This is a genomic window from Isoptericola sp. NPDC056578, from assembly GCF_042793275.1.
Classification (GTDB): Bacteria; Actinomycetota; Actinomycetes; order Actinomycetales; family Cellulomonadaceae; genus Isoptericola.
In genome coordinates this window covers 1-24,794 of the sequence record NZ_JBHTVC010000052.1, presented here as the reverse complement: position 1 = coordinate 24,794, position 24,794 = coordinate 1, and the positions used below count along the sequence as shown (strand labels likewise).

General features: G+C 73.1%; 22 protein-coding genes and 1 riboswitch. Of the genes, 7 read left to right on the top strand and 15 right to left on the bottom strand.

Features of this window, described 5'->3' with window-relative positions; all coding sequences use genetic code 11:
* Nucleotides 1-105 precede the first annotated feature (105 nt).
* The 12 genes from ACFQ80_RS17485 to ACFQ80_RS17430 all read right to left on the bottom strand — a co-directional run bounded on the left by ACFQ80_RS17485 (nucleotide 106) and on the right by ACFQ80_RS17430 (nucleotide 15,410).
* The gene (locus tag ACFQ80_RS17485; RefSeq protein ID WP_430564537.1) at nucleotides 106-2,802 is read right to left on the bottom strand and encodes a Tat pathway signal sequence domain protein; all 2,697 of its coding nucleotides are present in this window, start codon (nucleotides 2,800-2,802) and stop codon (nucleotides 106-108) included.
* On the bottom strand, nucleotides 2,799-3,509 hold the full coding sequence (locus ACFQ80_RS17480; RefSeq protein ID WP_430564536.1) for a DUF1961 family protein: 711 nt from the start codon (nucleotides 3,507-3,509) through the stop codon (nucleotides 2,799-2,801). Before ACFQ80_RS17480 ends, ACFQ80_RS17485 begins: the two co-directional genes overlap by 4 nt.
* Nucleotides 3,491-4,204 carry a rhamnogalacturonan acetylesterase gene (locus ACFQ80_RS17475; RefSeq protein ID WP_430564535.1) on the bottom strand — a complete coding sequence of 238 codons (714 nt, stop codon included), beginning with the start codon at nucleotides 4,202-4,204 and terminating at the stop codon, nucleotides 3,491-3,493. The genes ACFQ80_RS17480 and ACFQ80_RS17475 overlap by 19 nt, the downstream gene beginning before the upstream one ends.
* A gap of 1 nt (nucleotide 4,205) precedes the next feature.
* The gene (locus ACFQ80_RS17470; RefSeq protein WP_430564534.1) at nucleotides 4,206-5,159 is read right to left on the bottom strand and encodes a carbohydrate ABC transporter permease; all 954 of its coding nucleotides are present in this window, start codon (nucleotides 5,157-5,159) and stop codon (nucleotides 4,206-4,208) included.
* Nucleotides 5,159-6,133 carry an ABC transporter permease gene (locus ACFQ80_RS17465; RefSeq protein ID WP_430551336.1) on the bottom strand — a complete coding sequence of 325 codons (975 nt, stop codon included), beginning with the start codon at nucleotides 6,131-6,133 and terminating at the stop codon, nucleotides 5,159-5,161. Before ACFQ80_RS17465 ends, ACFQ80_RS17470 begins: the two co-directional genes overlap by 1 nt.
* Nucleotides 6,134-6,220: 87 nt before the next feature.
* Nucleotides 6,221-7,768, bottom strand: coding sequence for an extracellular solute-binding protein (locus tag ACFQ80_RS17460; RefSeq protein ID WP_430564533.1), 1,548 nt, complete (start codon nucleotides 7,766-7,768; stop codon nucleotides 6,221-6,223).
* Between the two features lie 32 nt (nucleotides 7,769-7,800).
* Nucleotides 7,801-8,493 carry a DUF624 domain-containing protein gene (locus ACFQ80_RS17455; RefSeq protein ID WP_430564532.1) on the bottom strand — a complete coding sequence of 231 codons (693 nt, stop codon included), beginning with the start codon at nucleotides 8,491-8,493 and terminating at the stop codon, nucleotides 7,801-7,803.
* A gap of 413 nt (nucleotides 8,494-8,906) precedes the next feature.
* The gene (locus ACFQ80_RS17450; protein ID WP_430564531.1) at nucleotides 8,907-11,048 is read right to left on the bottom strand and encodes a glycosyl hydrolase; all 2,142 of its coding nucleotides are present in this window, start codon (nucleotides 11,046-11,048) and stop codon (nucleotides 8,907-8,909) included.
* Nucleotides 11,045-11,776, bottom strand: coding sequence for an HlyD family efflux transporter periplasmic adaptor subunit (locus tag ACFQ80_RS17445; protein ID WP_430564530.1), 732 nt, complete (start codon nucleotides 11,774-11,776; stop codon nucleotides 11,045-11,047). The genes ACFQ80_RS17450 and ACFQ80_RS17445 overlap by 4 nt, the downstream gene beginning before the upstream one ends.
* Nucleotides 11,773-13,470 (bottom strand): glycosyltransferase, encoded by a 1,698-nt coding sequence (locus ACFQ80_RS17440; RefSeq protein ID WP_430564529.1) that lies wholly within the window; start codon nucleotides 13,468-13,470, stop codon nucleotides 11,773-11,775. Before ACFQ80_RS17440 ends, ACFQ80_RS17445 begins: the two co-directional genes overlap by 4 nt.
* Nucleotides 13,471-13,748: 278 nt before the next feature.
* Nucleotides 13,749-14,672: an LLM class F420-dependent oxidoreductase gene (locus ACFQ80_RS17435; protein WP_430551342.1), complete on the bottom strand. Its 924-nt coding sequence runs from the start codon at nucleotides 14,670-14,672 to the stop codon at nucleotides 13,749-13,751.
* 63 nt (nucleotides 14,673-14,735) lie between these two features.
* Nucleotides 14,736-15,410 carry a disulfide bond formation protein DsbA gene (locus tag ACFQ80_RS17430; protein ID WP_430564528.1) on the bottom strand — a complete coding sequence of 225 codons (675 nt, stop codon included), beginning with the start codon at nucleotides 15,408-15,410 and terminating at the stop codon, nucleotides 14,736-14,738.
* A 47-nt stretch (nucleotides 15,411-15,457) separates the two neighbouring features.
* Between ACFQ80_RS17430 and ACFQ80_RS17425 the strand changes: the two genes are divergently transcribed.
* From ACFQ80_RS17425 to pnuC, 5 genes are all read left to right on the top strand, one after another.
* Nucleotides 15,458-15,697 (top strand): hypothetical protein, encoded by a 240-nt coding sequence (locus ACFQ80_RS17425; protein WP_430564527.1) that lies wholly within the window; start codon nucleotides 15,458-15,460, stop codon nucleotides 15,695-15,697.
* Nucleotides 15,698-15,850: 153 nt separating this feature from the next.
* Nucleotides 15,851-17,047 carry a class I SAM-dependent methyltransferase gene (locus ACFQ80_RS17420; RefSeq protein WP_430564526.1) on the top strand — a complete coding sequence of 399 codons (1,197 nt, stop codon included), beginning with the start codon at nucleotides 15,851-15,853 and terminating at the stop codon, nucleotides 17,045-17,047.
* Nucleotides 17,048-17,057: 10 nt separating this feature from the next.
* Nucleotides 17,058-17,882: a TetR family transcriptional regulator gene (locus ACFQ80_RS17415; protein ID WP_430564525.1), complete on the top strand. Its 825-nt coding sequence runs from the start codon at nucleotides 17,058-17,060 to the stop codon at nucleotides 17,880-17,882.
* Between the two features lie 89 nt (nucleotides 17,883-17,971).
* Nucleotides 17,972-18,532 carry a hypothetical protein gene (locus ACFQ80_RS17410; protein ID WP_430564524.1) on the top strand — a complete coding sequence of 187 codons (561 nt, stop codon included), beginning with the start codon at nucleotides 17,972-17,974 and terminating at the stop codon, nucleotides 18,530-18,532.
* 95 nt (nucleotides 18,533-18,627) lie between these two features.
* Nucleotides 18,628-18,771, top strand: a riboswitch (FMN riboswitch).
* Between the two features lie 125 nt (nucleotides 18,772-18,896).
* Nucleotides 18,897-19,616, top strand: a complete 720-nt coding sequence (pnuC, locus tag ACFQ80_RS17405) for a nicotinamide riboside transporter PnuC (protein WP_430564523.1) — start codon at nucleotides 18,897-18,899, stop codon at nucleotides 19,614-19,616.
* Between the two features lie 12 nt (nucleotides 19,617-19,628).
* On the opposite strand, the gene ACFQ80_RS17400 is transcribed toward pnuC, so the two are convergent.
* The 3 genes from ACFQ80_RS17400 to ACFQ80_RS17390 all read right to left on the bottom strand — a co-directional run bounded on the left by ACFQ80_RS17400 (nucleotide 19,629) and on the right by ACFQ80_RS17390 (nucleotide 23,103).
* A complete protein-coding gene (locus tag ACFQ80_RS17400; RefSeq protein ID WP_430564522.1) occupies nucleotides 19,629-20,099 on the bottom strand; it encodes a hypothetical protein in 471 nt (156 codons plus the stop codon).
* Nucleotides 20,100-20,399: 300 nt separating this feature from the next.
* Nucleotides 20,400-21,713: an extracellular solute-binding protein gene (locus ACFQ80_RS17395; protein WP_430564521.1), complete on the bottom strand. Its 1,314-nt coding sequence runs from the start codon at nucleotides 21,711-21,713 to the stop codon at nucleotides 20,400-20,402.
* 133 nt (nucleotides 21,714-21,846) lie between these two features.
* Nucleotides 21,847-23,103, bottom strand: a complete 1,257-nt coding sequence (locus ACFQ80_RS17390; RefSeq protein WP_430564520.1) for an acyl-CoA dehydrogenase family protein — start codon at nucleotides 23,101-23,103, stop codon at nucleotides 21,847-21,849.
* A gap of 204 nt (nucleotides 23,104-23,307) precedes the next feature.
* Here ACFQ80_RS17390 and ACFQ80_RS17385 point away from each other — a divergent pair, with 204 nt between their 5' ends.
* Together ACFQ80_RS17385 and ACFQ80_RS17380 are read left to right on the top strand one after the other, a co-directional pair.
* On the top strand, nucleotides 23,308-23,802 hold the full coding sequence (locus ACFQ80_RS17385) for an NUDIX domain-containing protein (RefSeq protein WP_430564519.1): 495 nt from the start codon (nucleotides 23,308-23,310) through the stop codon (nucleotides 23,800-23,802).
* A gap of 211 nt (nucleotides 23,803-24,013) precedes the next feature.
* On the top strand, nucleotides 24,014-24,760 hold the full coding sequence (locus ACFQ80_RS17380; protein ID WP_430564518.1) for an SAM-dependent methyltransferase: 747 nt from the start codon (nucleotides 24,014-24,016) through the stop codon (nucleotides 24,758-24,760).
* Nucleotides 24,761-24,794: the final 34 nt, after the last annotated feature.

Below are 24,794 nucleotides of genomic sequence, written 5' to 3'. Positions count from 1 at the left end.
TTTTTCCCCCCCCCGCCTTGTTTGTTCTTCACACGTTTCCACAAACAACCTCGGCGGGACAGGAGCTACCTCGGCGGGACCGGAGCTACCTCGGCAGGAGGTGGACTACCTCGGCGGGAGGCGGTGGCCGACGAGCGCGAGGTTCTGGATCGTGGCGAGGCTGCACTGGGCGGCGTCGTTCGTGGACAGCGTCCGTGCCTCGTCGATCCGCACCAGGGTCTCGGGCGGCAGCACCGGAACGGGGTGGAAGGCCTCCTCCCCCATGAACTCCCCGCCCCGGAAGTAGGCGCGCCACGCGACGTCGGCCAGGGCGTCGTCACCGAGCCGCGCCGCGGCGTACGCGGCGAGGCGCGAGTGCGCCTGCTCGAGGTTCGTGCCCGACGGCGCGACGCCGAGCTCGGCCTCCTGCTCCGCCGGCGTCGCGAGGTACAGGCGGCAGTACTGCAGCCATGCCTCCTTGAAGCCCGGCGCGTCGACGAGGCCCGCGTCGACCAGCGACACGAGCTCCGAGCAGATCTCCACGAGCCCGAAGACCGCGGACAGGTGCGACACGGTCACCCGGTCGCGGTCGGTGGCGAACCGGCCGGCGGCCAGGTCGTACAGCGCCTCGCCGGTGAAGAAGCCGTGCCTCAGCGCGCCGATGTCGGTCATGGTGCCGACCAGCCGGTCGCGCGACCGCTCGTTCCCCGTGGTCTCCCAGTCCGCGAGCCAGGTGGCGGCCAGGGCGCTCCAGTCCGTGCCGAGCCCGACGGCGAGCGCCTCCGGCCGCGGACGGTAGGTCGCGGCGTCGGGCCGCACCTTGCGCGTCGGGTCGAGCCCGAGGAAGTTCCGGTCGGAGTCGCGCAGCTCAAGCATCAGGTCGCGCGTGTGCTCGTCACCCGTGAGGAAGTAGTGCGGCCGCCGGTAGGCCGGCGTCGAGATGCGCACCTGCTTGGCGCTGCACCCCCAGTGCTGCACGTTGTGCCGGCTGCCCAGCCCCTGCCAGGGGCCCGCGTGGTAGACGTCCACGTCCCCCGTGTGCCGGGTCATGCGCTCGGCGAGCCGGAAGACGTCGGCCCTGCCCGTGCGCAGGAACGACGTCCACAGCCACAGGTCCGGCGACAGCTCGGAGTTGTCCCAGGCGTAGCCGCCCACGTCGTAGCGCCACACGTGCCGGTCGGGGTCGTAGGCGTGCATGACGTCGCCGTAGCTCCAGAACCCGTACCAGGACCGCTGGTCCACCTGTCCGACGTAGAAGTCGAGCATCGTGGCGAGCCGGTCCTCCAGCGCCGCCCGCTCGGGGGTGCCCCGGTCGACGAGGTCCCAGTCGCCGAGCACGCGCGCGGCGTGCAGCGCCTCGGGGGCGGGCACGAGCTGGGGCCGGGCCGCGGTGCCCGCGGCGAGGCGGGCCAGCGCGTCGGCGTCGGGCGTGGAGGCGAACGCGGTGACGGTGAGCTCGTGCGTGCGGCCGATGCCGTGCGCGTTCCCGAACCCCGGCTCGTAGTCCTCGTAGGTGATCTCGAGGGCGTCGAGCTGGTCGTCGTACGTGTCCTGGCCGAGGCCGTCGTGGTAGAAGCGCAGGTCCATCGGCGCGGCGTCGGGCGACCAGAGCCAGGTCGTGAGGGAGCCGACGTCGGAGGTCGCGCGCTCGACGTCGATCCCGGTGGGGTGCGACTGCCAGAACCCGGTGAGCCCCACGGCCAGGCCGCCGCCGGTGTCCCCCAGGTAGCCCAGGCCCTCGGACCGGGTGCCCTGCGCGACGTCGATCCACGGCCGGTCGGTGGCGGTGCGCTTGTGCACGGTGAAGCCGTGGGCGGAGAGCTGGCGCAGCGACCAGGCCTCCCAGGTCGGCACCCACCGCAGGCGCCCGGAGACGCTCTCGTCCCACTCGGCGAGCGGCGGCGTGGCGCGGCCCGCCACCTGGGCGGCGCGCACCTCTTCGCCCGGGTCCCGGCGCAGCCCGGTGATCCCCTGCACCGCCTCGCGCACCAGCCCGCCGTCCGCCCCCGTGAGGCGCACGTGCCGGTCGTAGGGCGCGGCACGCAGCGGGACGTCGAAGCGCAGGCCGAGGGACGACAGGAAGTCGCGCTCGGGGTCGCCGTCCCACACGAACGAGTGCACCAGCCGGAACGTCGGCGCCCCGGCCGCGAGCACCAGCCGCAGCGTGAACGGCAGCCAGGCGGGCGCGCCGTCCTCGTGGGCGCGGTCGACGTCGCGGTGCACGCCCGTCACCCGCACGACGGCGCGCACCGGGCCGGCCTGCTCCACGACGACGTCGCGCACCACGCCCACCGACTCGCGCCGCGCCCGGTGGTCGGGCTCCGGCCGGTCCTGGCGGCTGGACACCAGCCGCCCCGCGCGGGCCACCTCCGCGCCCCGTACCCGCACGGACCGGACGACGTCCGGCCCGGAACGCCCCACGACCACCGTGCACGCGCCGGTGTCCACGACGACCTCGTCGGCCTGCTCCGTCACCTTGACGACGGGCCCGGTGCCGTCCTGCGCGTCCCCCGGTTCGGCGGCGACCACGCGGTACGACGCGCTGGGCGGCGTCGCCGCCCCGAGCGCGACGCCCGACCACTTCACGCTGCCGTCGGGCCACGTCGCGAGCGGCCACGTCTGCGCCGGGACGGTGCGGTCCCAGGCGTCGACGACGGCGAGCGCCGCGGCGTCGCGCACCGCGCCCGGGCGGAACGGGACGCCGCAGGTGACGCCCCCGACCGTGAGGTCCGGCGCGACGTCGTCGAGCCAGCGCAGCGGGACGTCGACCGCCCGCGGGGCGTCGGCGGGGTCGGCGGTGTGGACGGCGGTAGCGGTGGTCATGACAGCGGGGTCACCTCGAGGTTGCGGTAGTGGGCGACGAGCGGGGCCATCTGCCGGAAGCCGATCCGGCCGGCGCCCAGCGGCGCGTCGTCGTGGAACGTGAAGAGGGTGAGGTCGTCGATCGCGAAGGCGACGTCGGCGCCGCGCTTGGTCACGCGCACCCGGTAGGGGCCGTCGGCGTCGTCGGGGCCCGGCAGCGGGTCGGCCCCCTGCGCGACGAGGCGGAAGCCGGGGCTCTTGCGCAGGTTGCAGGTGCGGAACCGCTTCTCGGACGCCCACTTGCGGCGCAGGTAGCTCACGTGGAGCGTCGACACGTCGCCCGAGTGGTACTGCGGGTAGAACCCGGTGCGCTCGGCCAGCGACGGGTCGAAGAGGTCGCGGCCGTCGGTGCCCGTGGCGGCGAAGAACAGCATCGCCAGGCCGTCGCCGGCCAACGGGCGGAAGTCCCAGGAGATCTCGACGTCCGCCGCGAAGACCTCCGGGCACCAGTAGGTGACGTGCGCGTGGTCCCCGCGGCCGTCGGCCACCAGCGCGGCCTCGTCCGCCGTGCTGCGCAGCACCAGGCCGTCGTCGCCGTGCTCGACGCCGACCGGGCCCTCCGCCACCCACCCGGCGAGGTCGGCGGGGTCGGCCAGGGCGTTGCGGTAGGTCCCCGCCACCGTGACGTGCTGGCCGGCGACGGGCGCCGTCACGGCTGCATCACCCACGCCCCGAGCGGCTCCTCGGCGTCGTGCACCCCGTCGAGCGACGCCAGCGCCTCGCCCACGTAACGGGCGACGGCGCGCGCCCCCGCCGTCGTGAAGTGGGTGTTGTCCTTGCTCAGCGCGTCGTCGACGGGAAGCCCGTCCGCCGCGGCCGCGCCGTGCGGGAACAGCGCGGCCGAGGCGTCGCGACCCAGCCACCCGTACAGCCAGCGCGTGAACGCCGTGAGGTCGAGCACCGGCACGTCGAGCTCGTGCCCGAGCGTCCGCACCGCCGCGGGGTAGGGCCCGTGCGACCAGCGCAGCGGCGCGTCGGGGCCGTCGCCGTCGTAGAGGCGGCGCTCGACGCTCGTGGCCAGCACCGGCCGCCCCCCGTTCGCGCGCGCCTCCGCCACGAACTGCGCGAGCCGGTCGGTGTACCCGCCCTCGGCGGCGAGCTCGTCCGGCTGCTTCTGGTCGTTGTGGCCGAACTGGATCACCACCGTGTCGCCGGGGCGCAGCTCGGCGAGCAGCGCGTCCCAGCGCCCCTCGGCCCGGAACGACGCCGTGGTGGCGCCGCCGATCGCGTGGTTGCGGACGACGTCGCCGGTGAATGGGGCGAGCTCGTCGCCCCAGCCCAGCAGGGGGATCGCGGCGTACCCGGAGGTGCGGCCGTGGTCGGTGGGGGCGACGGTCGAGTCGCCCGCGAGGTGGATGGTCATGTCAGCCCTTCACGCTCCCGATGAGCATTCCCTTGGCGAAGTGCTTCTGGAGGAACGGGTAGGCCAGCAGCACGGGGATGGTGGCCACGATGACCACCGCGAACTTGATGCCCTGGGCGGGCGGGGGCAGCTCGGTGCCCATGTCCTGCGCGGACATCGACGCCGACGCGGTGACCTGCCGCAGGAACATCTGCAGGGTCCACATGTCCTGGTCGTTCAGGTACAGCAGCGGGGACATGTAGTCGTTCCAGATCCCCACCGCGTAGAACAGGGCGAACGTCGCGAGCACCGGCTTGGACAGCGGGACCACCACGTGCCGCAGGATCTGCAGCTCGTGGGCGCCGTCGATCTTCGCGGACTCCTCCAGCTCCTGCGGCAGCTGCTGGAAGAAGTTCTTGATGATGATGAGGCTGAAGGGGTTGATCGCCGCGGGCAGGATCAGCGCCCAGTAGGAGTCGAGCAGGCCGAGCTCCTTGACCACGAGGAACGTGGGGATCATGCCCGCGGAGAACACCATCGTGAACACGACGACGGTCATGATGGTGCGCCGCCCGGGCAGGTCGACCTTCGACAGCGGGTAGGCCATCAGCGCCGTCAGGGCGAGCTGGACGAGCGTGCCGACCAGCGTGACGAGCACGGTGGTGACGAAGGCGCGCACGAACGCGTCCGAGGACAGGATCGAGGCGTAGGAGTCGGTCGTGAACTCGCGCGGCCACAGGAAGAACGGGCGCGTGGTGATCTCGAGCTCGGTCGCGAACGAGCCCGCGAGCACGTACAGGAACGGCAGCAGCGCGAGCAGCCCGACGGCGACGAGCAGCACCACGTTGACGACGTCGAACGCCCGCCCCGCGCGGGTGTTGAACCGCTGGTGCTGGGTGGACGGCTTCGAGGCCCGCCGGGCGCGGGGCGTCGGCACGGGCGCGGGCGCGGGGACAACGGTCTCGGTCGTGGCCATCAGAAGATCCCCTGCTGGTTGAAGCGCTTGGCGAGCCAGTTGGTGCCGAAGATCAGCACCAGCCCGACGATCGCCTTCGACAGGCCCACCGCGGTGGAGTAGGAGTACGCGCCCTGCTGGATGCCGGTGAAGTACACGTACGTGTCGAACACGTCCGCGACGGTGCGGTTGAGCGCGTTGGACATCAGGTAGATCTGCTCGAAGCCGGTGTTGAGGATCTCCCCGGTCTGCAGGATGAGCATGACGATGATCGTCGGGCGGATCGCGGGCAGGGTGATGTGCCAGGTGCGCTGCCAGCGGCCCGCGCCGTCGATGACGGCGGCCTCGTACTGCTCCTGGTCCACACTGGCCAGGGCGGCGAGGAAGATGATCGTGCCCCAGCCGGTGGACTTCCAGACGGTCTGCAGCAGGATCAGCGGCCGGAACCAGTCCGGGTCCGCGAGGTAGTTCGTCTCGGTGCCGGTGAGCCCGTCCAGGAAGGACGACAGCGGGCCCGTGCCGATCGCGAACAGCAGCGCGGTCAGCGACACGACCACGGTCCAGGACAGGAAGTGCGGGATGTAGACCAGCGTCTGCACCGTGCGCTTGAGCACCGACAGCCGCACCTCGTTGAGCAGCAGCGCCAGCACGATGGTCAGCGGGAACGCGACGAACAGGCTCAGCGCCGCCAGGATCAGCGTGTTGCCCAGCAGCCGCGGGAAGTCGGGGTTGGAGAAGAACTCCTGGAAGTGGTGCCAGCCCACCCACTCGGAGCCCTGGATCCCCAGGAACGGCACGTAGTTCTTGAACGCGATCTGCGCGCCCCACATCGGCCAGATGCGGAACAGCAGGAAGTACAGGATGCCCGGCAGCAGCATCACCAGCAGCCACCGGTAGCGCACCACCCGAGCCCAGCCGCGGTGCGGCCGGCGGGGCGCGGGAGGGGCGGCGGGCACCGGGGTGCCGGCCTGCTCGACGTCGACGACGGCGGTCATCGCAGCCTCCTTCTCGGACGGGGCGCGGGGCCGGGCCGCAGGGCCCTCGGGGGCGGGCCGACGGGCCGGCCCCGCGCCGGGAGGGGATCAGCCGAGCTGGCCGTAGAGCTCGTTCATCTCGGCGGTCACGGCGTCGCCGCCGCTGGACTTCCACTGCGCGATCGCGGCGTCGAGGCCCGCCTCGTCGATCTGCCCGCTGATGTACTGGATGCGGGCGTCGGCGATGACCTGGTCGAGCTGCACGCCGTTGGTCATGTAGGTCTCGGAGACGAGCGCCGCCCCCGGGTTGAAGACGGCCCTCTCGAGGTCCTTGGCCTGCAGGTCGATGCGCTCCTGCTCGAGCTCGGCGTCGAACTCCGTCTCGGGCTTGGCCTTGTACGCCTCGTAGCCGGCGATGTTCGTGCCGATCTGCGCCCACGAGCCCGAGACGAGGTCCGTGTAGTCCTGCTTCGACGTGTCGAAGACGGCGAACTCGCCGTCGACCGTGAAGTTGTCGCCCTCGATGCCGTTGTTCTCGAGGATCTGCGCGTCCTTGGCGGCCAGCTTGTCCAGCGCGGTGAGCACCTGCTCGAGCTGGTCCTCCGTCTGCACCGACGCCTTCGGGACCGCGAGGAAGCCGCTGTAGCCGGGCGTCGGGAGCGCGAAGTCGCCGTTCGGGCCGGCGATGTTGCCCTGGAGCGCGACGAACTGGTCGTACGTCTTCGGGTCCGCCTCCTTGAACAGGCCCGCGAGCTGGGAGGCGCGCGACTGGACGTCGATGATGATGCCGCCCTTGCCGTTGACGAACGGCTCGTTCCACTGCGTGGAGCCGTCCCGCGTGGCGTAGTCCTTGTTGACGTAGCCGTTCTCGATGAGCTGCTTCTCGTACTCCAGCGCCTGCTTCCACTCCGGGGTGGTGAACGACGGGACGAGCTGGCCGCCGTCCTCCTTCCAGACGTTGCCCGCGCCGAACCAGGTCTCGATCGCGTCGTACGGGCTGCCCGTGCCGATCGACGCGCCCCAGGCGGGGATGATCATCCCGTAGGTGTCGTCCTTGCCGTTGCCGTCGGGGTCGTCCTCGGTGAACGCCTTGGCGAGCGCCATGAGCTCGTCGGTGTTCGTGGGCTCCTCGAGGCCGAGGTTCTTCAGCCAGTCCTTGCGGATCGTGATGGACGTGCGCACGACGTCGCGGGCCCGGTACACGCCGTAGACCTTGCCGTTGACGCTCGACGCCTCCTGGACGTCCGGGTTCTCCGTGACGAGGTTCGGGTAGTCGCCCGAGGCCAGGTGCTCGGTGAGGTCCCAGAAGCCGCCGGCCTCGGCCGTCTGCACGAAGCCCTGGCTCTTCTGCTGGATCACCATGACGTCGGGGATCTCGTCGCCGGCCAGCACCACGTTGGTGCGGTCGCCGTACTCCGCGTTGGGCACCCACTGCATGTCGAGGTCCAGGCCCGCCAGCTCGGAGAGCTTCACACCCACCGGGTCGTCGTCCTCCGGCGGCGTCGTCGAGAAGTACGGCGCCATGATGGACAGCGAGTCGAGCGCCTCGCCGCCACCACCGTCGCCGCCGTCGCCGGAGCCGCCGCTGCCGCAGGCCGAGAGCGCGAGGCTCCCGACCGCGAGAAGGGCCAGGGGGGCCAGCCGTCGTGTGCGCATGCTGTTCCTTTCGTCGGAGTGCACGTCGTCGTTCACTCGTCGAGGGGGAGGGTCGCCGCCGGGTCGCCGAGGCGACGGTCGTTGGCGGCGTAGAAGGACAGGCAGAGGGCCGTGCACAGGTACGCCCACGCGCCGATCGAGACGACGGGCAGGAGTCCGGGCACGAACGCGGTGACGACCCCGACCAGCGCCGTCGTCGCCGCGAGCAGGAGGGGCGCTCCGGGGGCGCGCAGCAGGAACGCCCAGGCCAGGCGCGGCACGTCGCCGCGGCGCAGGTCGTAGTGGGCGTCCATCGTCAGGGAGAGCAGCAGGTGGACCACGCCGAGGCCGGCGACGACGGCGAGCGCGACGCGCAGCACCGTGGGCGCGTCGTCGAGCAGGAGCAGGCTCGTGCCGGTGAGCGCGAGGGCCAGCAGGCCCGGCGCCGCGAGGAGGTTGGCGCGGCCGAAGCCGGAGACCCAGGTGCGGACGAAGACGCGCACGGCGCGCTGGGTGTCGCCCCGCAGCCGCGTGCGGCTGACGACGGTCGCCGCCGCCAGCGCGGGCGCGACGCCGAGCACCGCTCCCCCGGCCAGGGTGCCCGCGAGCACGAGGAGGTTGAGCAGGCCCAGGAACGCCAGCGTGTCGACCCAGCCGAACCACCGATCGAGCCGGGCGCCGCCGTCGGCGTAGGCCACGGTGCGCGCCGCGGTCGCGGCGTCCGCGCGTGTGCCCTCGTGCGCCATGGCCCGGTCCCATCTCCGTCGATGTCCGGACACGTCGTCGGCCCGGTCAGCCTCCGGGACGGCGGCGTCGTCGACCCGGTACGGGAAAGCGATTCCCCGCGTTGAATGGATTCACCGTAGGGCTCGGGACTTCACCCGTCAACAGGCGTCTGCAACGTTGAGGTCACGATCGCGCCGAGGTAGTCGAGAACCCCCCGAGGTAGTCGCGATCGCGCCGAGGTAGTTCAGAACTCGCCGAGGTAGTTCGAGACCTCGAGGACGTCGCGGCCAGAACTACCTCGCGATGGATCCGACTACGTCGCGGGCTCCAGGACTACCTCGCGGAGGTTCGAACTACCTCGCGGAGGTTCGAACTACCTCGCGGAGGTTCGAACTACCTCGCGGAGGTTCGGACTACCTCGCGGAGGTTCGAACTACCTCGGCGGTCGGGACGCGTGCGTCAGGAGCCAGGCCAGGAGGTATGCACGGGTGTTCCCGTCGTCGATGCGCTCGTCGGGCAGGTCACGGGCGACGGCGAGCGCCGCGGCCGCGTCGTCGGGACCGGCCAGCGCGGCGTACATCAGGAGCTGGTCGCCGAACATCACGTCCCACGACGCGGGATCGTCCCGCGGTCCCGCGAGCGCCTCGTCGAGGTTGGCCCGGATGCGGGTCGGGTCCCCGGCGAGAGAGGGCGCGACCGGCTGCGCCGGCAGCACGAGGATCCCGAGCATCGCGCTCGGCTCGGCGCTGAACCACGTGGCCCAGTCCCGCTTGCCGCCCCACACGAGCGAGGTCACCTGGTGACCGAAGCCCTCCAGGGCAGGGTCGTCGCGGTCGAAGTCGGTCCAGTAGGCGCACGCCGAGGCGGCCTCCGCGCCGAGCATCCACCGCGCCTGCTCCTCGAGCTCCGAGTCGCCCGTCGCCTGCGCCCACAGGGCCAGCCCGTTCCAGGCCGAGACGGCCTCGGACACCGACTCCTGGTTGTTGCCGTCGGCGAACGGCGCGTACCCGGACGCCCACGAGTGCCCGGCGTAGACGTCGAACACCCGCAGCGAGGGCATGCCGCCGACCCCCGTGCCCGACGCGACGTCCGCGGCGAGCAGGTCCAGGACCGGCGCGAGGTCGGCGGCGAGCGCCGGGTCGTCGGCGGCCACCACGCCCGCCGCGTACAGGAAGTACCCGTAGTGGAAGTGGTGGTCGTTGGCCTCCTCCGAGCCGAAGCCGGGCACCTTCCCGACCACCGTCGCGAGCACGGGGTCGTGCACGAAGCAGCGCTCGGCGCGGCGCTCGCAGCCGTCGGGCTCGGCCCACTCCCGCAGTCGTTCCGCGAGGCCCGACCGCAGTGCGGCGGCCGCGTCCTCGAGGCCGAGCCCGTCGGCCAGGGTGAGCAGGTTGGCGTCCCGGGCCAGGGCCTTGCCCCCGAAGTACGTGTCGGACGGCGACTCGAGCGTCCCCGCCTCGACGGCGGCCGCGTCGGCGCGCACCTGGTCGGCGAGCTCGGCGCGCGCGTCGTCGTCCAGGACCGACAGGTCGAGCCGGCCGCCCGGCTCGACCGCCGGGCTCGACCACCCGAGGGTCGACGCCGTGCACACGTCGACCGTGCCGTGCACGGTCGCGTACGTGCCCAGGTCGCAGGTGGCCCCCGCGGAGTCCGCCTGGTGCGGCATGCGGACGACCGCCGTCGGCCCGCCGTCCGCGGTCGCGTACGTCAGCGCGGTGCTCACGCCGTCGTCCCCCGCGCCGAACGCGGCGCTCACCTCGGTCACGGGCCGCGAGGCCGCCTCGACCAGCGTGTCCACCGCGGCCCCCGAGGCCCCGTCCGGCACCGGGAACCACGCGACCGACTCGCCCGCGGCGAGCGAGAGGACGCGCCCGTCGCCCGAGAGCCCGGCGCCGGGGTCGTCGGCGCCGCCGGGACCCACGAGGACGTGCTCGCGGTCGAGGACCTCCGTCGACGCACGACCGTCGGCCACGGTGAACGCCGCGGTCATCGCGACGTCGTGGTCGGTCGCCGCCGTGTACCGCAGCACGGGAGACCCCTCCACGACCTGCAGATGCCCGAGAGGCGCACCTGCGCCGTCGCGCAGCTCCACCGTCACGGACGCGACGTCGTACGCCGACACCACCGCCGACGCGGCGCCGACGTCCGCGCCGACCTGCGGGTCGAACGGTGCGAGGATCGAGGTCTCGGTCACCTGGACCTGCGGCAGCCCGTAGGCGAACCCGCCCCCGGTGAGCGCGACCGCGAGCGGCATCGGGAACACGGGCTGCGGAGCGTCGCCGAGCGCCAGGCTGGAGAACCACCGGTTGGTGGGTGGCGCGAGGCCGTCGGCCAGGCGCATCCGGGGTGCCGGGGCGACCTGCTCCTCGGGCAGCAGCGACACGTCGACGTCGGGCGCCGCGAGGCTCTCCTCCGGCGCCGGGGCCTCGACCGCCTCCGCGCCCTCCCCGCCGGGCGCCGGCCCGCCGAGGATTCCGCACCCGGTCAACGCCAGGGCCGCTGCCAGCACGCCGCCGGCCGCTGCCGCCACGCGCCCCGCACCCGCCCCGGAGCGGCCCCGCCCGGGCGCCGTCACAGGCCCACCCTGCGCAGGAACTGGCTGAACGAGGCGTCCACCCCGGCGAGCGGGCCGTCGTCGTGCAGGTCGATCACCGCGGTGACCGGGGTGCCGGGCACGACGAGCCCGTGCTCCGCGCCGCGCACCAGACCGGCGCTGGAGACCTTCACGGTCGCCTCCGCCTGGTTCTTCGTGTTCTGCACGGCCACCGAGTCGACGACGCCGCTGACCTCGGCCTGGTTGGGCAGCACCACGGTGACCGTGGCGCCGTCGCGGACGCGGGCGAAGTCGGCCGGGTCGAGCACCAGCCTCGCGTCGACGAACAGCGAGCCCTGGCGCTCGACGGTGGCGAGCACCTCCCCGGACTGCGCGAACGCGCCCTGGGCCACGGCGAGGTCGGTGACGACGCCGTCGGCGGGCGCGACGACGGTCATCGCGCCGTCCTCGGTCACCTCGTAGGCGCCGCCGTCCCGGCTGACGAGGCCGACGGCGAGGTCGTGCTGCAGCGTGAGGCTGCGCACGACCAGCAGAGGGTCGCCGGCGCGCACCTCGTCGCCCTCCGCGACGAGCGCCTCGGTGACCGTCCCGGCGTAGTCGGTGCCGACGTCGAACGTCTCCGCGGAGATGGTCGCGGCCGACGACGTGGCCTGCGACTCGCGACGGTTCATGACCAGGGTGAGCGCGGCGCACAGGAGCACCACGCCGAGCAGCCCTCCCACCAGGCGCAGGCGGGTGGTCCAGGTCATGCGGCACCTCCGGCGGACGGGGCGGCGGCGCGTGCGCGGTGCGACTCGCGCAGCGCGGTCACGACGAACGCGCCGAGGATGAACGTGTTGGTGAGGTTCCAGGCCAGCGCCAGGCTGGGCAGCGGGTCGCCGCCCCACTCCGTCCAGACGCCGACGGCGGACGTCAGCAGCAGGAACGCGAAGCACAGCACCTGCGGCAGCATGAAGGTGAACGGCGAGTCGGCGCGGCCGGCGCGGCCCGTGACGTGCCAGGCCTGCTCCTTGCCCGTCAGGGCGTTCCACAGGGCCTTGGTGTAGATCGGGAACGACACGGACGCGAGCATCAGCACCTCCCACCGGAACGACCCGAGCGTGAAGAACGCGATCGCGATCTGCATGCCGTAGAAGCCCAGGTAGTACAGCAACCAGGTGCCCGGCGAGATCGCGAGGTCCATCGGCGTGAGGTCCAGGTAGATCTGCAGCGGGGGCACCAGCAGCAGCACGAGGGGCGCGATCCCCGACAGGTAGTGCGTGGCCGTGACCGTGTACTGGAGGCGCTGGTCGAGGGTGAGCCGGCGCCGCGGGCTCAGCGGGTTGCGCTGGAGCATGATCTCGAAGCCGCCGGTGGCCCAGCGCAGCTGCTGCTTGGTGTACGCCTCGACGGTCTCGGGGGTGTCGCCCACCGCGAGGACGGTCGGGATGTAGACCGTGCGCCAGCCGCGCTCGTGCAGCAGCAGCGACGTCCAGACGTCCTCCGACTTGGAGTCGGTGTACATGCCGCCGATGTCGTCGACCGCCGCCCGGCGGAAGACCACGTTGGTGCCGACGCAGAACGCCGCGTTGAAACGGTTCCGGCCGGGCTGCACGAAGCGGTAGAACACCGCCTGCATGTAGCCGGCGCCGCGGGAGATGAGGTTGTCGAGGTTCCCGTAGGTCTGCGGGGTCTGCACGAAGGCGACGTCGTCGGAGACGAAGAACGGGACCGTCTCGACCAGGAGCTCCGGCCTGGCCACGAAGTCGGCGTCGAGGATGACGAAGTAGTCGCCCTTGGCGATCGTCAGCGCGTGGTTGACGTTGCCGGCCTTGGCCCCGTGGCTCGACAGTCGGCGCACGTAGCGGGCGCCGAGCGTGGCGGCGAGGTCGCGCACGTCGTCGGAGCGGCCGTCGTCGAGCACCCAGGTGCGGTGCCGACCGCGCAGGGCGACGGCGGCGCGCACCGTGCGCGCGACGGTGTCGAGGCTCTCGCCGTACGTCGTGACGAAGACGTCGACGGTCACGGGTCTGTCGTGCAGGTACAGGCTCCAGCGCGTGGGGTCGTCCTCGGCCTCGTCCCGCACGATCTCGGGCAGGTCGAACAGGCGGTCCTGCGCGTGGTGGAACGAGAACCCGCGCGGGTCGTAGCCGCTGGAGAGCACGGTCCACATCGCGAGGAGCGCCTGCACGACGAGAACGGTCTCCGCCGTGATCACCATGGCGTACGGCAGGGCGTCCCCGCGGTTCGCGGGGTTGAGCAGGAAGACGGCGTAGGCCACGACGCCCAGCGTCGCGAGCAGCATGATCAGTGCGAGCGACGGCGACCGCGAGGCGGCGTTCTCGTCCCTCGGCGGAGCGGTGGGGCGCGGCGGCTCCGCGGGGAGCGGGCCGTGCGGGCGGGACCGGACGTGCTCGGTGCGGCGCGGGGTGACGACGAGACGGTCGAACTCGGAGACGGACATGGCGTGTCCTCCGGGCGGGCGCGGTCGTGCGGCGGGGAACGTGGACGGCGTCGTCCGTGCGACGGCTGCGTCGTGACGGTCCTGCTGGCCTGCAGCGGGCGCGACGTGGGCCCTGAACGAGTCGAGGTGACCCGCTCCGGAGAGCGGGTCACCTCGTCGTCTGTCGCGAACCTAACCCCGGCGCGCCCCCTTGTCACGGGTTCGGCGGGGGTGAGTCCAGCTGGCGAGACTGTCGCCCTGACCGACTGTCGCCGCAGGTCACAGGCTCGCGCCGGGCCTCAGAGCTGCGTCGCGACCTCGCGCGCCACCAGGTCCAGGTGGTCGAGGTCGTGCAGGTCGAGCGCCTGCAGGTACACGCGCTGGATCCCCTGGTCGCGCAGGGAGCCGAGCAGGTCGACGGCCTCGGAGACGGTGCCGGCGACGCCGTGCTCGCGCAGCTCGGCCGGCTCGCGGCCGATCGCCGCCGCGCGCCGCGTGAACTCCGCCTCGTCCTTGCCGACCGCGAGCACCAGGGCGACGGACTGCACGATCGAGTCCGGCGTGCGGCCCGCCGCCGCCAGCGCCTCGTTGATGACGCCGATGCGCGGCGCGACCGTGTCCAGCTCGGGGAACGCCTGGTTGTACTCGTCGCCGAACCGGGCGGCGAGCGCCGGAGTCCGCGTCGGACCGCCGCCGCCCACGATGACCGGGATCTTCGCCTGGGCGGGCTTGGGCAGCGCCGGCGAGTCGACGAGCGTGTAGTGCTCGCCGTCGAACGAGTACGAGCCACCCACGGGCGTGCCCCACAGGCCGGTGAGGATCTCCAGCTGCTCCTCCAGGAGCCCGAACCGCTTCGCCGGGAACGGGATGCCGTACGCCTCGTGCTCGCGCGCGAACCAGCCGGCGCCGAGGCCGATCTCCACGCGGCCGCCGGACATCTGGTCCACCTGCGCCACCTGGATCGCCAGCACGCCGGGGTGGCGGAACGTGGCCGACGTGACGAGGGTGCCGAGGCGCACGGTGGAGGTGTCGCGGGCCAGGCCGGCGAGCGTCGTCCACGCGTCGGTGGGGCCCGGCAGGCCGTCGCCGCCCATCGTCAGGTAGTGGTCGGAGCGGAAGAACGCGCTGAAGCCGAGCGTCTCGGTCGCCTTCGCGACGGCGAGCAGGTCGTCGTACGACGCACCCTGCTGGGGCTCGGTGAAGACACGCAGGTCGAGGGTCACGGTTCGCCTCTCGGTGATGCGGGGAGGTGGTGCAGGGAGGTGGTGGGGGGTGGAGCGGGGAGGTCAGTCGAACGTCGGCGAGCTGGTGCGCGACCGCTTGAGCTCGAAGAAGTCCGGGAACGACGCGAGCGCGACGGCGCCGTCGAAGATCCGCAGCGCGTCCTCGCCGCGCGGGATGCGCGTGAGGACCGGGCCGAAGAACGCCACGCCGTCGACGTGGATCGTCGGCGTGCCGACGTCCTCGCCCACCGGCTTCATGCCCTCCTCGTGCGACACGGCGAGGGCGGCGTCGTAGGCGTCCGACGACGCGGCGTCGGCGAGCGACGCGGGCAGGCCGGCCTCGGCCAGGGCCTCAGCGGCGACGGCGTCGAGGTCGTCCCGGCGGCCGCCGGGGTGGATGCGCGTGCCGGCCGCGGTGTAGAAGGTGCTGAACGCCTCCGGGCCGTGCTCCGTCTGCACCGCCGCGGCGACGCGACCGATGCCGCGCGAGGCCTCGATCCTCGCCCGGTAGTCCGCCGGGATGTCCCGGTCCTTGTTCAGCAGGTACAGGCTCATCAGGCGGAACGTGAGCTCCACGTCCCGGTGCTCCGCGACCTCGAGCGCCCAGCGCGACGTGATCCACGCGAACGGACACAGCGGGTCGACGTACACGTCCACGACGGGGACGGTCGTGCGGGGGGCGGTGGTGGTCTCAGGCGCGGTGGTGGTCCCGGAAGTCACGACCGCCACCCTACCCATGCCGGGGGCACGTGTTCCGCGGGAGGGCGCAGCGGTAGCCTCGGCCCGTGCGCAAGGTGCGGTGGGCGAGCGTGTGGACCGTGGTCGGGGCGTGCGTCGTCGCACTAGCGATGCTGTGGGTCGTGCTGCGCGGCAAGGTCTGGGCGTGGATCCCGTTCTTCATCGCCGCCGGGGTCGCGGTGCGCGAGATCCGGTACCTGCAGCGGGCCCGCCGCCCCGCCGAGGCGGGCTTCGACGAGCGCCGCCGCGGGGAGCCGGACGACGGTCGCGGGCGCCGCCGCCGCTGAGCCGGACGACCGACCGGACGACCGAAGAGTCACCCGCCCGAGGCATCGACGGGGGCCGAACCCCACGGTTACCGTCGAGTGGGAGGCGCCGCGGCCGACCGGCGCCCCGAGGCGGCCCGTGCGGCGCGCGGGCCCCGGGACGGAGGCGTCGCCATGTCGGACGTGACCCGGTCCACCGGGACGACCACCACCACACCCACCGCCACACCCGCCGAGACGACGGCCGTGGAGGAGTTCGCCGACCGGCTGTTCGGCGCGACGCTGGGCGCGATCGACACCCTGGCGGTGTACGTCGGGGACTCGCTCGGCTGGTACCGCGCGCTCGACGCGTCGGGACCCCAGACGTCCGCGGAGCTGGCCGCCGCCACCGGCACGTCCGAGCGCTACGCCCGCGAGTGGCTGGAGCAGCAGGCGGCCACGGGGATCCTCGTGGCCCATGAGCCCGCCGGGTCGTCCGACGGGACCCGGTCCGCGGACCGCACCTTCGAGCTCCCCGAGGCGCACGCCGAGGTGCTGGCCGACCCCGAGTCGCTGTCCTACCTCGCGCCGCTGGCGCGGTTCGTCGGCGCCGTGGGGCCCCAGCTCCCGCACCTGCTGCGGTCGTACCGCACCGGCGGCGGGGTGTCGTGGGACCAGCTCGGGGACGACGCCCGGCGCGCGCAGGCCGACGTCAACCGCCCCTGGTTCGAGCACCGCCTCGCCTCCGCCCTGACGGCCGTCGAGCCGGTGCGCGAGGTGCTGAGCCGTCCCGGGGCCCGTGTCGTCGACGTGGGGTGCGGGTTCGGCTGGTCGACGCTCGCGCTCGCGCGCGCGTTCCCGACGGCGGAGCTGCACGGGGTGGACCTCGACCGGCCGTCCGTGGAGGCGGCCCGGGTCGCCGCGGCCCAGCGCGGGCTCGAGGAACGCGTCACCTTCCACCTGTCCGACGCCGCGGAGCTGCGCACCGCCGAGCCGTTCGACGCGGCGTTCGCCTTCGAGTGCCTGCACGACATGCCGCGACCGGTCGCCGTGCTGGAGGCGGTCCGGGAGTCGGTGCGGCCCGACGGCGTCGTCGTGGTGATGGACGAGGCGGTCGCCGAGGAGTTCCGGGCGCCGGCCGACGACGTCGACCGGATCATGTACGGCTACAGCCTGTTCGTGTGCCTGCCGGACAGCCTGTCGTCGTGGCCCTCCGCCGCGACGGGCACCGTCATGCGGCCCGCCACGCTCCGCCGGTACGCCCTCGAGGCGGGCTTCGCCGGCGTCGAGGTGCTGCCCGTCGACGACTTCGGCTTCTTCCGGTTCTACCGCCTGCTGCTGGACGGGCAGGACGGGCGGACGTCGTCGGGTGGGAACGGGTCCCCGGAGTAATCTCCCTGGCATGACCGCCGTCCGGACGCACACCCACGCCCAGGCCGTCGACGCCGCGATCGACCTCTTCTCCCGGCAGGGCTACGAGCAGACCACCGTCGAGGAGATCGCCGACGCCGCCCGCGTCAGCCGCGCGACGTTCTTCCGCCGCTTCCGTTCCAAGGAGGACGTGGTCTTCGCCGACCACGAGCTGCTCCTGGAGGAGGTCGTGGTCATGCTCGCGGAGACCCGCCCCGAGGCGAGGGCGAGCGAGGAGTCCGGCCGCGCGCCCGAGCGGGCGTGGGACCCGACCACCGACCCGTACCTCGAGGTCTGCCGGGCCGCCCGGCTCGTCTTCGACCACCACGTGGGCCAGCGCGAGACGTCGATCGCCCGGCACCAGCTGCTGCAGCAGGTGCCGGCGCTGCGCGACCGCGAGCTGGTCACGACGCACCGCTACGAGCGCGCCTTCACCGCCTACCTGCGCGACACCCTGCCGCCGGACCGGTCCACCACCACGATGTCGATCGCGTTCGCGGCGTCCGTCGTCGCGGTGCACAACGCGATCCTGCGCCGCTGGCTGCGCAACCCCCACCTCGACCTGCGTCCCGAGCTGGAGGAGGCGTTCGCCGATCTCCGACGCGCCGCCGGCGCCCCGTTCCCGCACGGCGACGGCGAGCCGGCGGCCGACGCGCCGGCGGTCGACGCCGCCACCGACACCGACGCCGTCGACAGCCCGGGCGAGGCACGGACGGTCGCGACGGGCGGCGACGGGCGGCGCGTCGTGGTCACGGTGCTGGAGCCCGGGGCCGGGCCGGACGACGTCGCACGCGCCGTCCGCGACGCGCTGGCCTGAGCCGCCCCGGGCACCTCTTGCCGGGACCGCCCCGCACCGCTACCTTCCAGACACCCGGCACCCGGGGCGACGAGACCCTGGGGGCACCGATGGCGGCACGAGCACCACGGCACGTCACCGCGGTGGCCTTCGCCCTCCTCGCCACCCTCCTGGCGACGGCCCTCGGCGGCTGCTCGGGAACCCCTCGGGTGAGCACCCCGGGGGGCGACGACGACGGGATCCTCGCCGAGATCGGCGTCTCCGACGTCGACGACGGCGAGGTCCACACGATCATGGTCGCGGAGGTCTGCCTGCGGGACAGCAGCGGCGGCACGGTGACCGCCGTCGTCCCGGACCCCGGCTCCGGCCTGGAGGTGCGGCGGTTCACGGTCGGGCAGCCGGCCGACCCGTCGAACGGCGTGGGTGGTGCGGAGGGCACGCTGGACGAGAACGGCCTCGGCGCGATCGCGCACGACGTCCTGGCCGTCTGCGACGAGGACCCTCCCGACCAGGTCCACGTCGAGGTGACCCGCACCTCCCCCGCGGCGTACTCGGCACAGCTCACCCTCGATTTCGTGGCGGACGGACAGCGGGGCGAGCTCACGAACCACGTCTCCCTCACCATGTGCGCCCCGGACGCCACGGAGCCCCGCTGCGCGTCCGACGGCTGACGGTCCGCGGCCACGGCCGCGGCGGGGAATGCCGCTGTGGCATCCTGAGTTGTGCAGGACGCCGCCGGGACCTCCGGTGGTGGAAAGACACGCACGTACGTGCTCCGGGGTCGGTGAAATTCCGAGCCGGCGGTGACAGCCCGCGACCCGGCCTCCACCCGCAGACGCGGGGAGAGGCCGGCTGACCTGGTGTGATTCCAGGGCCGACGGTCAAAGTCCGGATGGGAGGAAGCACGTGCGGCACGCGCCCGACAGGGTGGGTGCCGCCGGGCGTCGTGTCGTCGACGACGGCCCCACGGGGCCCGACGCGGCGAGCGCCGACCCTCACCCCCGGACGCCGCACCTCGGACCGGGAGAGTGAACGATGGACGTGATCGACACGTTCTTCAACGCCACGCTGACCATCGGTGACCAGCACATGTCGTGGCGCGAGATCGTCGGCAACGGCTTCGGCCTCGCCTCCGCCCTCGGCGGCATGCGGCGCAAGGTGTGGGCGTGGCCCGTCGGCATCGTCGGCAACCTCGTCCTGTTCACCGTTTTCATGGGCTCGTGGTTCGGTGACTCGAGCCGCGCGGACATGCTCGGCCAGGCCGGCCGGCAGGTGATGTTCCTCATCGTCTCGATCTACGGCTGGGTGCAGTGGCGCCGGACCGAGCGCGCCGCCCTGGACGTGCGCGCCGACGGCAGGATCCCCGCCGACGGAGGTGCCGCGGTGCACCCGCACTGGGCCTCCTGGCGGGAACGCGTCGGGATCGTCGTCGTCATGGTGGGCGGCACCCTGCTGCTCACCCCGTTGTTCCGCGCCCTCGGCTCGTACGAGCCCGTGTGGTCGGACGCGTGGATCTTCATGGGCTCCCTCATCGCCACGTACGGCATGGCCAAGGGCTGGGTCGAGTTCTGGCTGGTGTGGGTCGCGGTCGACGTCGTGGGCGTACCCCTGCTCTGGTCGGCCGGGTACTACGCCACGGCGCTGATGTACGTGTTCTACGGCGTCTTCACCCTGACCGGGTTCTTCGTCTGGTGGCGCGTGCACCGGCGCGAGCAGGCCGAGACGGGGACGACGACGCCCGCCGTCGCACCCTGACGGCACCGCCCGTCAGTCGTCGATGTCGAGCTCGGTGCCCGGCGCTGCGGCGCGGGCACCGAGACGCGCGTCGTCGAGGACGGTGGCCACCAGCTCGGCGGAGCCGCCAAGCGCCGCCTCGCGCGTGTACTCCGGGATGCCGACGAACCACGACCGGTCCTCGGGCCACACGACCGACGGCAGGGCGTCGTGCCGTCGCAGGGCGAGCGCCGACCCGAGCGGCCCGGTCCACAGGAAGCGGGAGCGGTGCGGGTAGTCGAGCGAGGCGGCGGCCGGACCCTCCACACGCATCGCGGCGAGCTCCGCCGCGGCCTCGGCCTGCGCCCGACGCAGCTCGTCCCGCCCGGCGCGCGCCTGTCGACCCCACTGCCACCAGCGCGGACGCTCGTCCGACACGTAGAGCGCCGCCATCCCCGGCGCCGTGGCGGGGTCGTCGCCGTGGTCGTAGAGGAAGCCCCAGCCCTCCCACAGACCGACGTGCACCGCCTGGCCCCCGGTCCCCGCGGCCCGAGCACCTCCAGCAGCGTGGCGAGGCGATCGTAGGCGCCCTCCGGCACGACGTCGCGCTCCTCCGGCTCGTCGTCGTCCAGGGGGAACGGCACGACGGCGTACGCGTCGTAGACCGGTGGGACGATCGCGTCGACGGTCGGGCCGAACTCGCCGAGGAGCGGCAGGATCCACTCCCCCGCGCTCGGGTCGTCGTCCCAGCGGGCGCGCGCGAGGGCCAGGTCGTCGGTCATCCCTGGACCCTACGCACCCGGGTGCGCCGTGAGCCCTGACCGCTCAGAGGGTGTCGTTCATGGCGTCGACGAACCCTTCGGGGTCCAGCTCGCCGGTGAACACCTGGTGGAGGTGGTCGAGCAGCGCCGCCGCCTGGTCGGACGGGACGGCCTGGTCCCAGGAGAGCTGGAAGTGCGGGGCCGAGTCGACCATCTCGTACACCGCTCGCAGGTACTCCGCGCTGTCGCCGTCCGTGAGCCGCTCGTCGATCCCCCGCACGGGAGGCACGGTGCGGACCGTGAGGAACGTGTCGACCGCCCGCTCGGAGTAGGTCTCCGCGTTGAGGAAGTCGATCGCCGCCTGCTGGTCGGCGGGCGACGCGGAGGCGGACACGGACCAGAAGTTCGCGGGGTTGCCGACGACGTTGTCCGGGTCGCCGACGCCGCCCTCCACGGTGGGGAACGCGCCGAAGCCGATGCCGCCCGCGGCGACGAGCTCGGGCATGGAGGTGACGAGGTCCGGATAGATCCACGCCCCCTGCAGCAGGAACGCCGCGCTCCCGGACACGAGCATCCCGACGTCGCCGCTCGAGTCCGCCGTGACCTCCGTGAAGTCGTCGCCGAACGCGCCCGCGTCGACGAGCGCGCGGATCTTGCGGAGCGCCTCGACGAGGGCGGGGTCGGACCAGGCGTCCGGCTCGCCCGCGACGACGCGCTGGAAGACCTCGGGCCCGCCGATCCGGTCGGTGAGGTACTGCAGGTACATCAGCTCGGGCCAGCGGCTCCCGCCCGCCAGCGCGACGGGCCGCACGCCCGCCTTCCGGAGCACGGGCACGGCGTCGAGCAGGTCGTCGAACGTCTCCGGCGGCTCGATCCCGGCCTGGGTCAGCACGTCCGCGTTGTGGTAGAGCAGCACCGGCTGGGTCTGGTTGGCGGGGACGGCGTAGGTGCGCCCGTCCACGGTGCCGTTCTTCGCGACGGAGGGCAGCGCCTTGTCGAGCGCGGGGTCCACCCGGCCGGTGAGGTCGAGGACGTCCCCGTCGGCCACGTAGCCCGCGAGGTCGCTCCCGGCCCAGCCGTAGACGAGCGTCGGCGCCGCGTCCGCATCGATGGCCGCGCGGATCTCGTCCTTGTAGACGTCGTTCTCGAGCCAGCCCACCTCGAACGGCCGGTCGGGGTGCTCGTCGTTCCAGCTCTCGAAGGACCGCTCCAGCACGATGTCGCTGCCGCCGGAGAGCGACCAGGCCGTGAGGCCCTGGACCGGCGGGCCGGAGGACGTGTCCGGCTCGGCCGCAGGCACCGTCGTCGAGCCGCACGCCGCCACCGCCGTCGACAGCGCCAGAACCCCCACCGTCAGGCAGACCTGCCTGAGCCGCATCGCAACCTCCACCTCGTCGTGGCATCGAAAACGATTTCCAGCGCCCGACTCTGACAGCGGCCCAGGAATGCGTCAAGCCCCCGTCTCTCCAGGTGAGAGACGGGGGCCTGCGGGACGACGACGCCGCGGGGTGTCAGGCGAAGGCCGAGACCCCCGTGATGTCGCGACCGACGATGAGCGCCTGCATCGACTCGGTGCCCTCGTAGGTGTGCAGGGCCTCGAGGTCGGCGAAGTGCCGCGCGACGCGGTTGCCGAGGAGGATGCCGTTGCCGCCGAGCATGTCGCGGGCGATCGACGCGACCTCGCGGGCCTGCCGCGTCGTCGTGTACTTCGCGAGCGACGCCTGCTCGCCCGTGAGCGTGCCGGCGTCGGCGAGGCGGGTGATCTGCGCGACGAGCAGCTGCATCTGCGTGACCAGGGACAGCATGCGCGTGAGCCGCTCCTGCACCATCTGGTTCTTGGCCAGCGGGCGGCCGAACTGGATGCGCTGGGTCGAGTACGCGGCGGCCGCCTCGTAGCAGGCGACGGCGTGCCCGACGGCGGACCAGGCGACGGCGAGGCGGGTGGCGAACAGGACGGCGGCGGTCGCCTTGAACGACGTCGCGCCGGGCAGCGCCGCGCTAGCGGGGACGAACACGTCGTCGAGCACGATGTGCGCCTGCCAGATGGCGCGCAGCGAGACCTTGCCCTCGATCGTGGTGGCGGTGTAGCCCGGGGCGTCCTGCGGGACGATGAAGCCGTGCACCTGGTTGTCGCCGTCGTCGCCGACGAGCCGGGCCCAGACGACGGTGATGTCGCCGCAGGAGCCGAACCCGATCCACTTCTTCTCGCCGTCGAGGACGTAGCCCTCGACCCCGTCGCGGGTCACCTTGCGTGCCGTGGTCTCCAGCGAGACGGAGTCCGAGCCGTGGGTGGGCTCGGTGAGCGCGAACGCGCCGAGGATCTCCCCGCGCGCCATCGGCTCGGCGTACTGCTCGATCTGCTCGGGCGAGCCGTGCATGATGATCGACCGCAGCGCGAGGCCGCCCTGGACGCCGCAGATGGTGGCGACCGAGCCGTCGCCGCGCGACATCTCCATGCTGGCCAGGCCCTCGGCCATGAACGAGACCGACGGGCGGCCGGGGACGTCGACGCCGTCGCGCAGGAAGTCGTGCTCAGCGAGCTTCTTCACGAGCTCGAACGGCACCTCGGCGCGCTCCCAGTAGCCGTCGATGACGGGCAGGACGTCCGCCTGCACGAACTCGCGGACGGCGAGCTGATGGGCGCGCTCCTGCGGCTTCACGTCGGCGAAGGCGCCCACGTAGTCGAGGTCCAGCGGCTGCGAGACGTCGTAGTCGGGGGCGGTCACGCCGGGCATGACGGGGACATCACGGGACGGGCTGCGGGTCATCGACGACCTCTCTCTGCGCGGGGGTCCGGCGTTCCGGGCCCGGTGAGGAGTGTGGACCGGCGCCGTCCGAGGCTGGTGGTGGTCGGCGCCGGTCCTCCACCATCGTCACCCGCGACCGGGTCTCACGTCAAGCGATACTCCGTCTCACGCCCTGCGTCGAGGGAGGACGAGCCCCTCGAGGGAGCCCCGGGTCACACTGAGACCATGGCGACGACGAGCGCAGGCCTCCTGCTCTACCGCACCACGGGCGACGGTGGCCTCGAGGTCCTGCTCGGGCACATGGGCGGACCGTTCTGGGCGCGCAAGGACGAGGGCGCGTGGACGGTGCTCAAGGGCGAGCTCGAACCCGACGAGGAGCCGCACGCCGCCGCGCTGCGCGAGGCGGCGGAGGAGCTCGGGCTGCCGCTCCCCGCGCCGTCGTCCCCCGGCGTCGGCACCGACATCGACCTCGGCGAGGTCCGCCAGAGGTCTGGCAAGCGCGTCCTCGCGTGGGCGCGCGAGTGGCCCGCGCCGGGCCCGGACCTGGACCAGGTCCGCAGCAACACCGTCGAGATCGAGTGGCCGCCGCGGTCGGGGAAGCGGATCGAGGTGCCCGAGATCGACCGGGTGGCCTGGTGGGGGCCCGACGACGCGCGGCGGCTCCTCGTCAGCGCCCAGGCCGCGTTCGTCGACCGGCTGGAGGCCACGCTCGGCCGGTAGCGCGAGGGGGCGCGGGCCCGGAATTCCCTGGCCCGCGCACCGTGGTGGACGTAGCGTCGGGACCGGCTCGCACGGAGCCACGCCCTGTGCCGCCGGCCGACAGGGCGACACCAGGAAGGACCTGATGCCCGATGACGGTCTCGACGTCGGTGAGCGGAACCGCCCGCTCCCACCCGAGCAACCCTGTCGCAACCGTCCAAGGAGCATCACCATGTCCGACCTTCGAATCTTCTCCGTCCGGGAGTCTCGCCACCGGATCCACAACCCGCTGACCGAGGGGCAGCTCGCCGACCTCGGGGTCGCCCTCGAGCTGCCCGCCGGGGCTCGCGTGCTCGACCTCGCCTGCGGGTCGGGCGAGCTGTTGAGCACCTGGGCCCGTGACCACCGGATCACCGGGCTCGGCGTGGACCTCAACCCGGACTTCGTCTCCGACGCGAGGGCGCGCGCCGCCGAGCTCGGCGTGGGCGACCTGGTCCGGTTCGTCGAGGCCGACGCGTCCGGCTACGTCGTCGACGAGCCCGTGGACGTCGCCGCGTGCGTCGGCGCGACGTGGATCGGCGGCGGAGTGCCCGGCACGATCGACCTGCTGCGACGGAGCCTCGCACCCGGGGGCCTGCTGCTGGTCGGCGAGCCGTACTGGCGCACGGTGCCCACCACGCCGGAGGCCCTCGCCGCCTGCGGGGTGCGGTCGGCCGACGACTACCTCACGCTGCCGGACCTCCTGGCGTCGTTCGGCGCCCTGGGGTACGACGTCGTCGAGATGGTCTGCGCGACCGAGGAGTCCTGGGACCGCTACATGACGCCCCAGTGGCTGACCATGCGGCGCTGGGCCGACGCCCACCCGGACGACGAGCTGCACGACGAGGTCCGCCGCCTGCTGGCGACCGAGCCGCAGCAGTACGCCGCCGGGGCACGCACGCACTTCGGCTGGGGCGTCTTTGCGCTGATCGCGCGCTAGCCGCCCGGGCGACGGGCGGGCCGCAGGCCCGCCC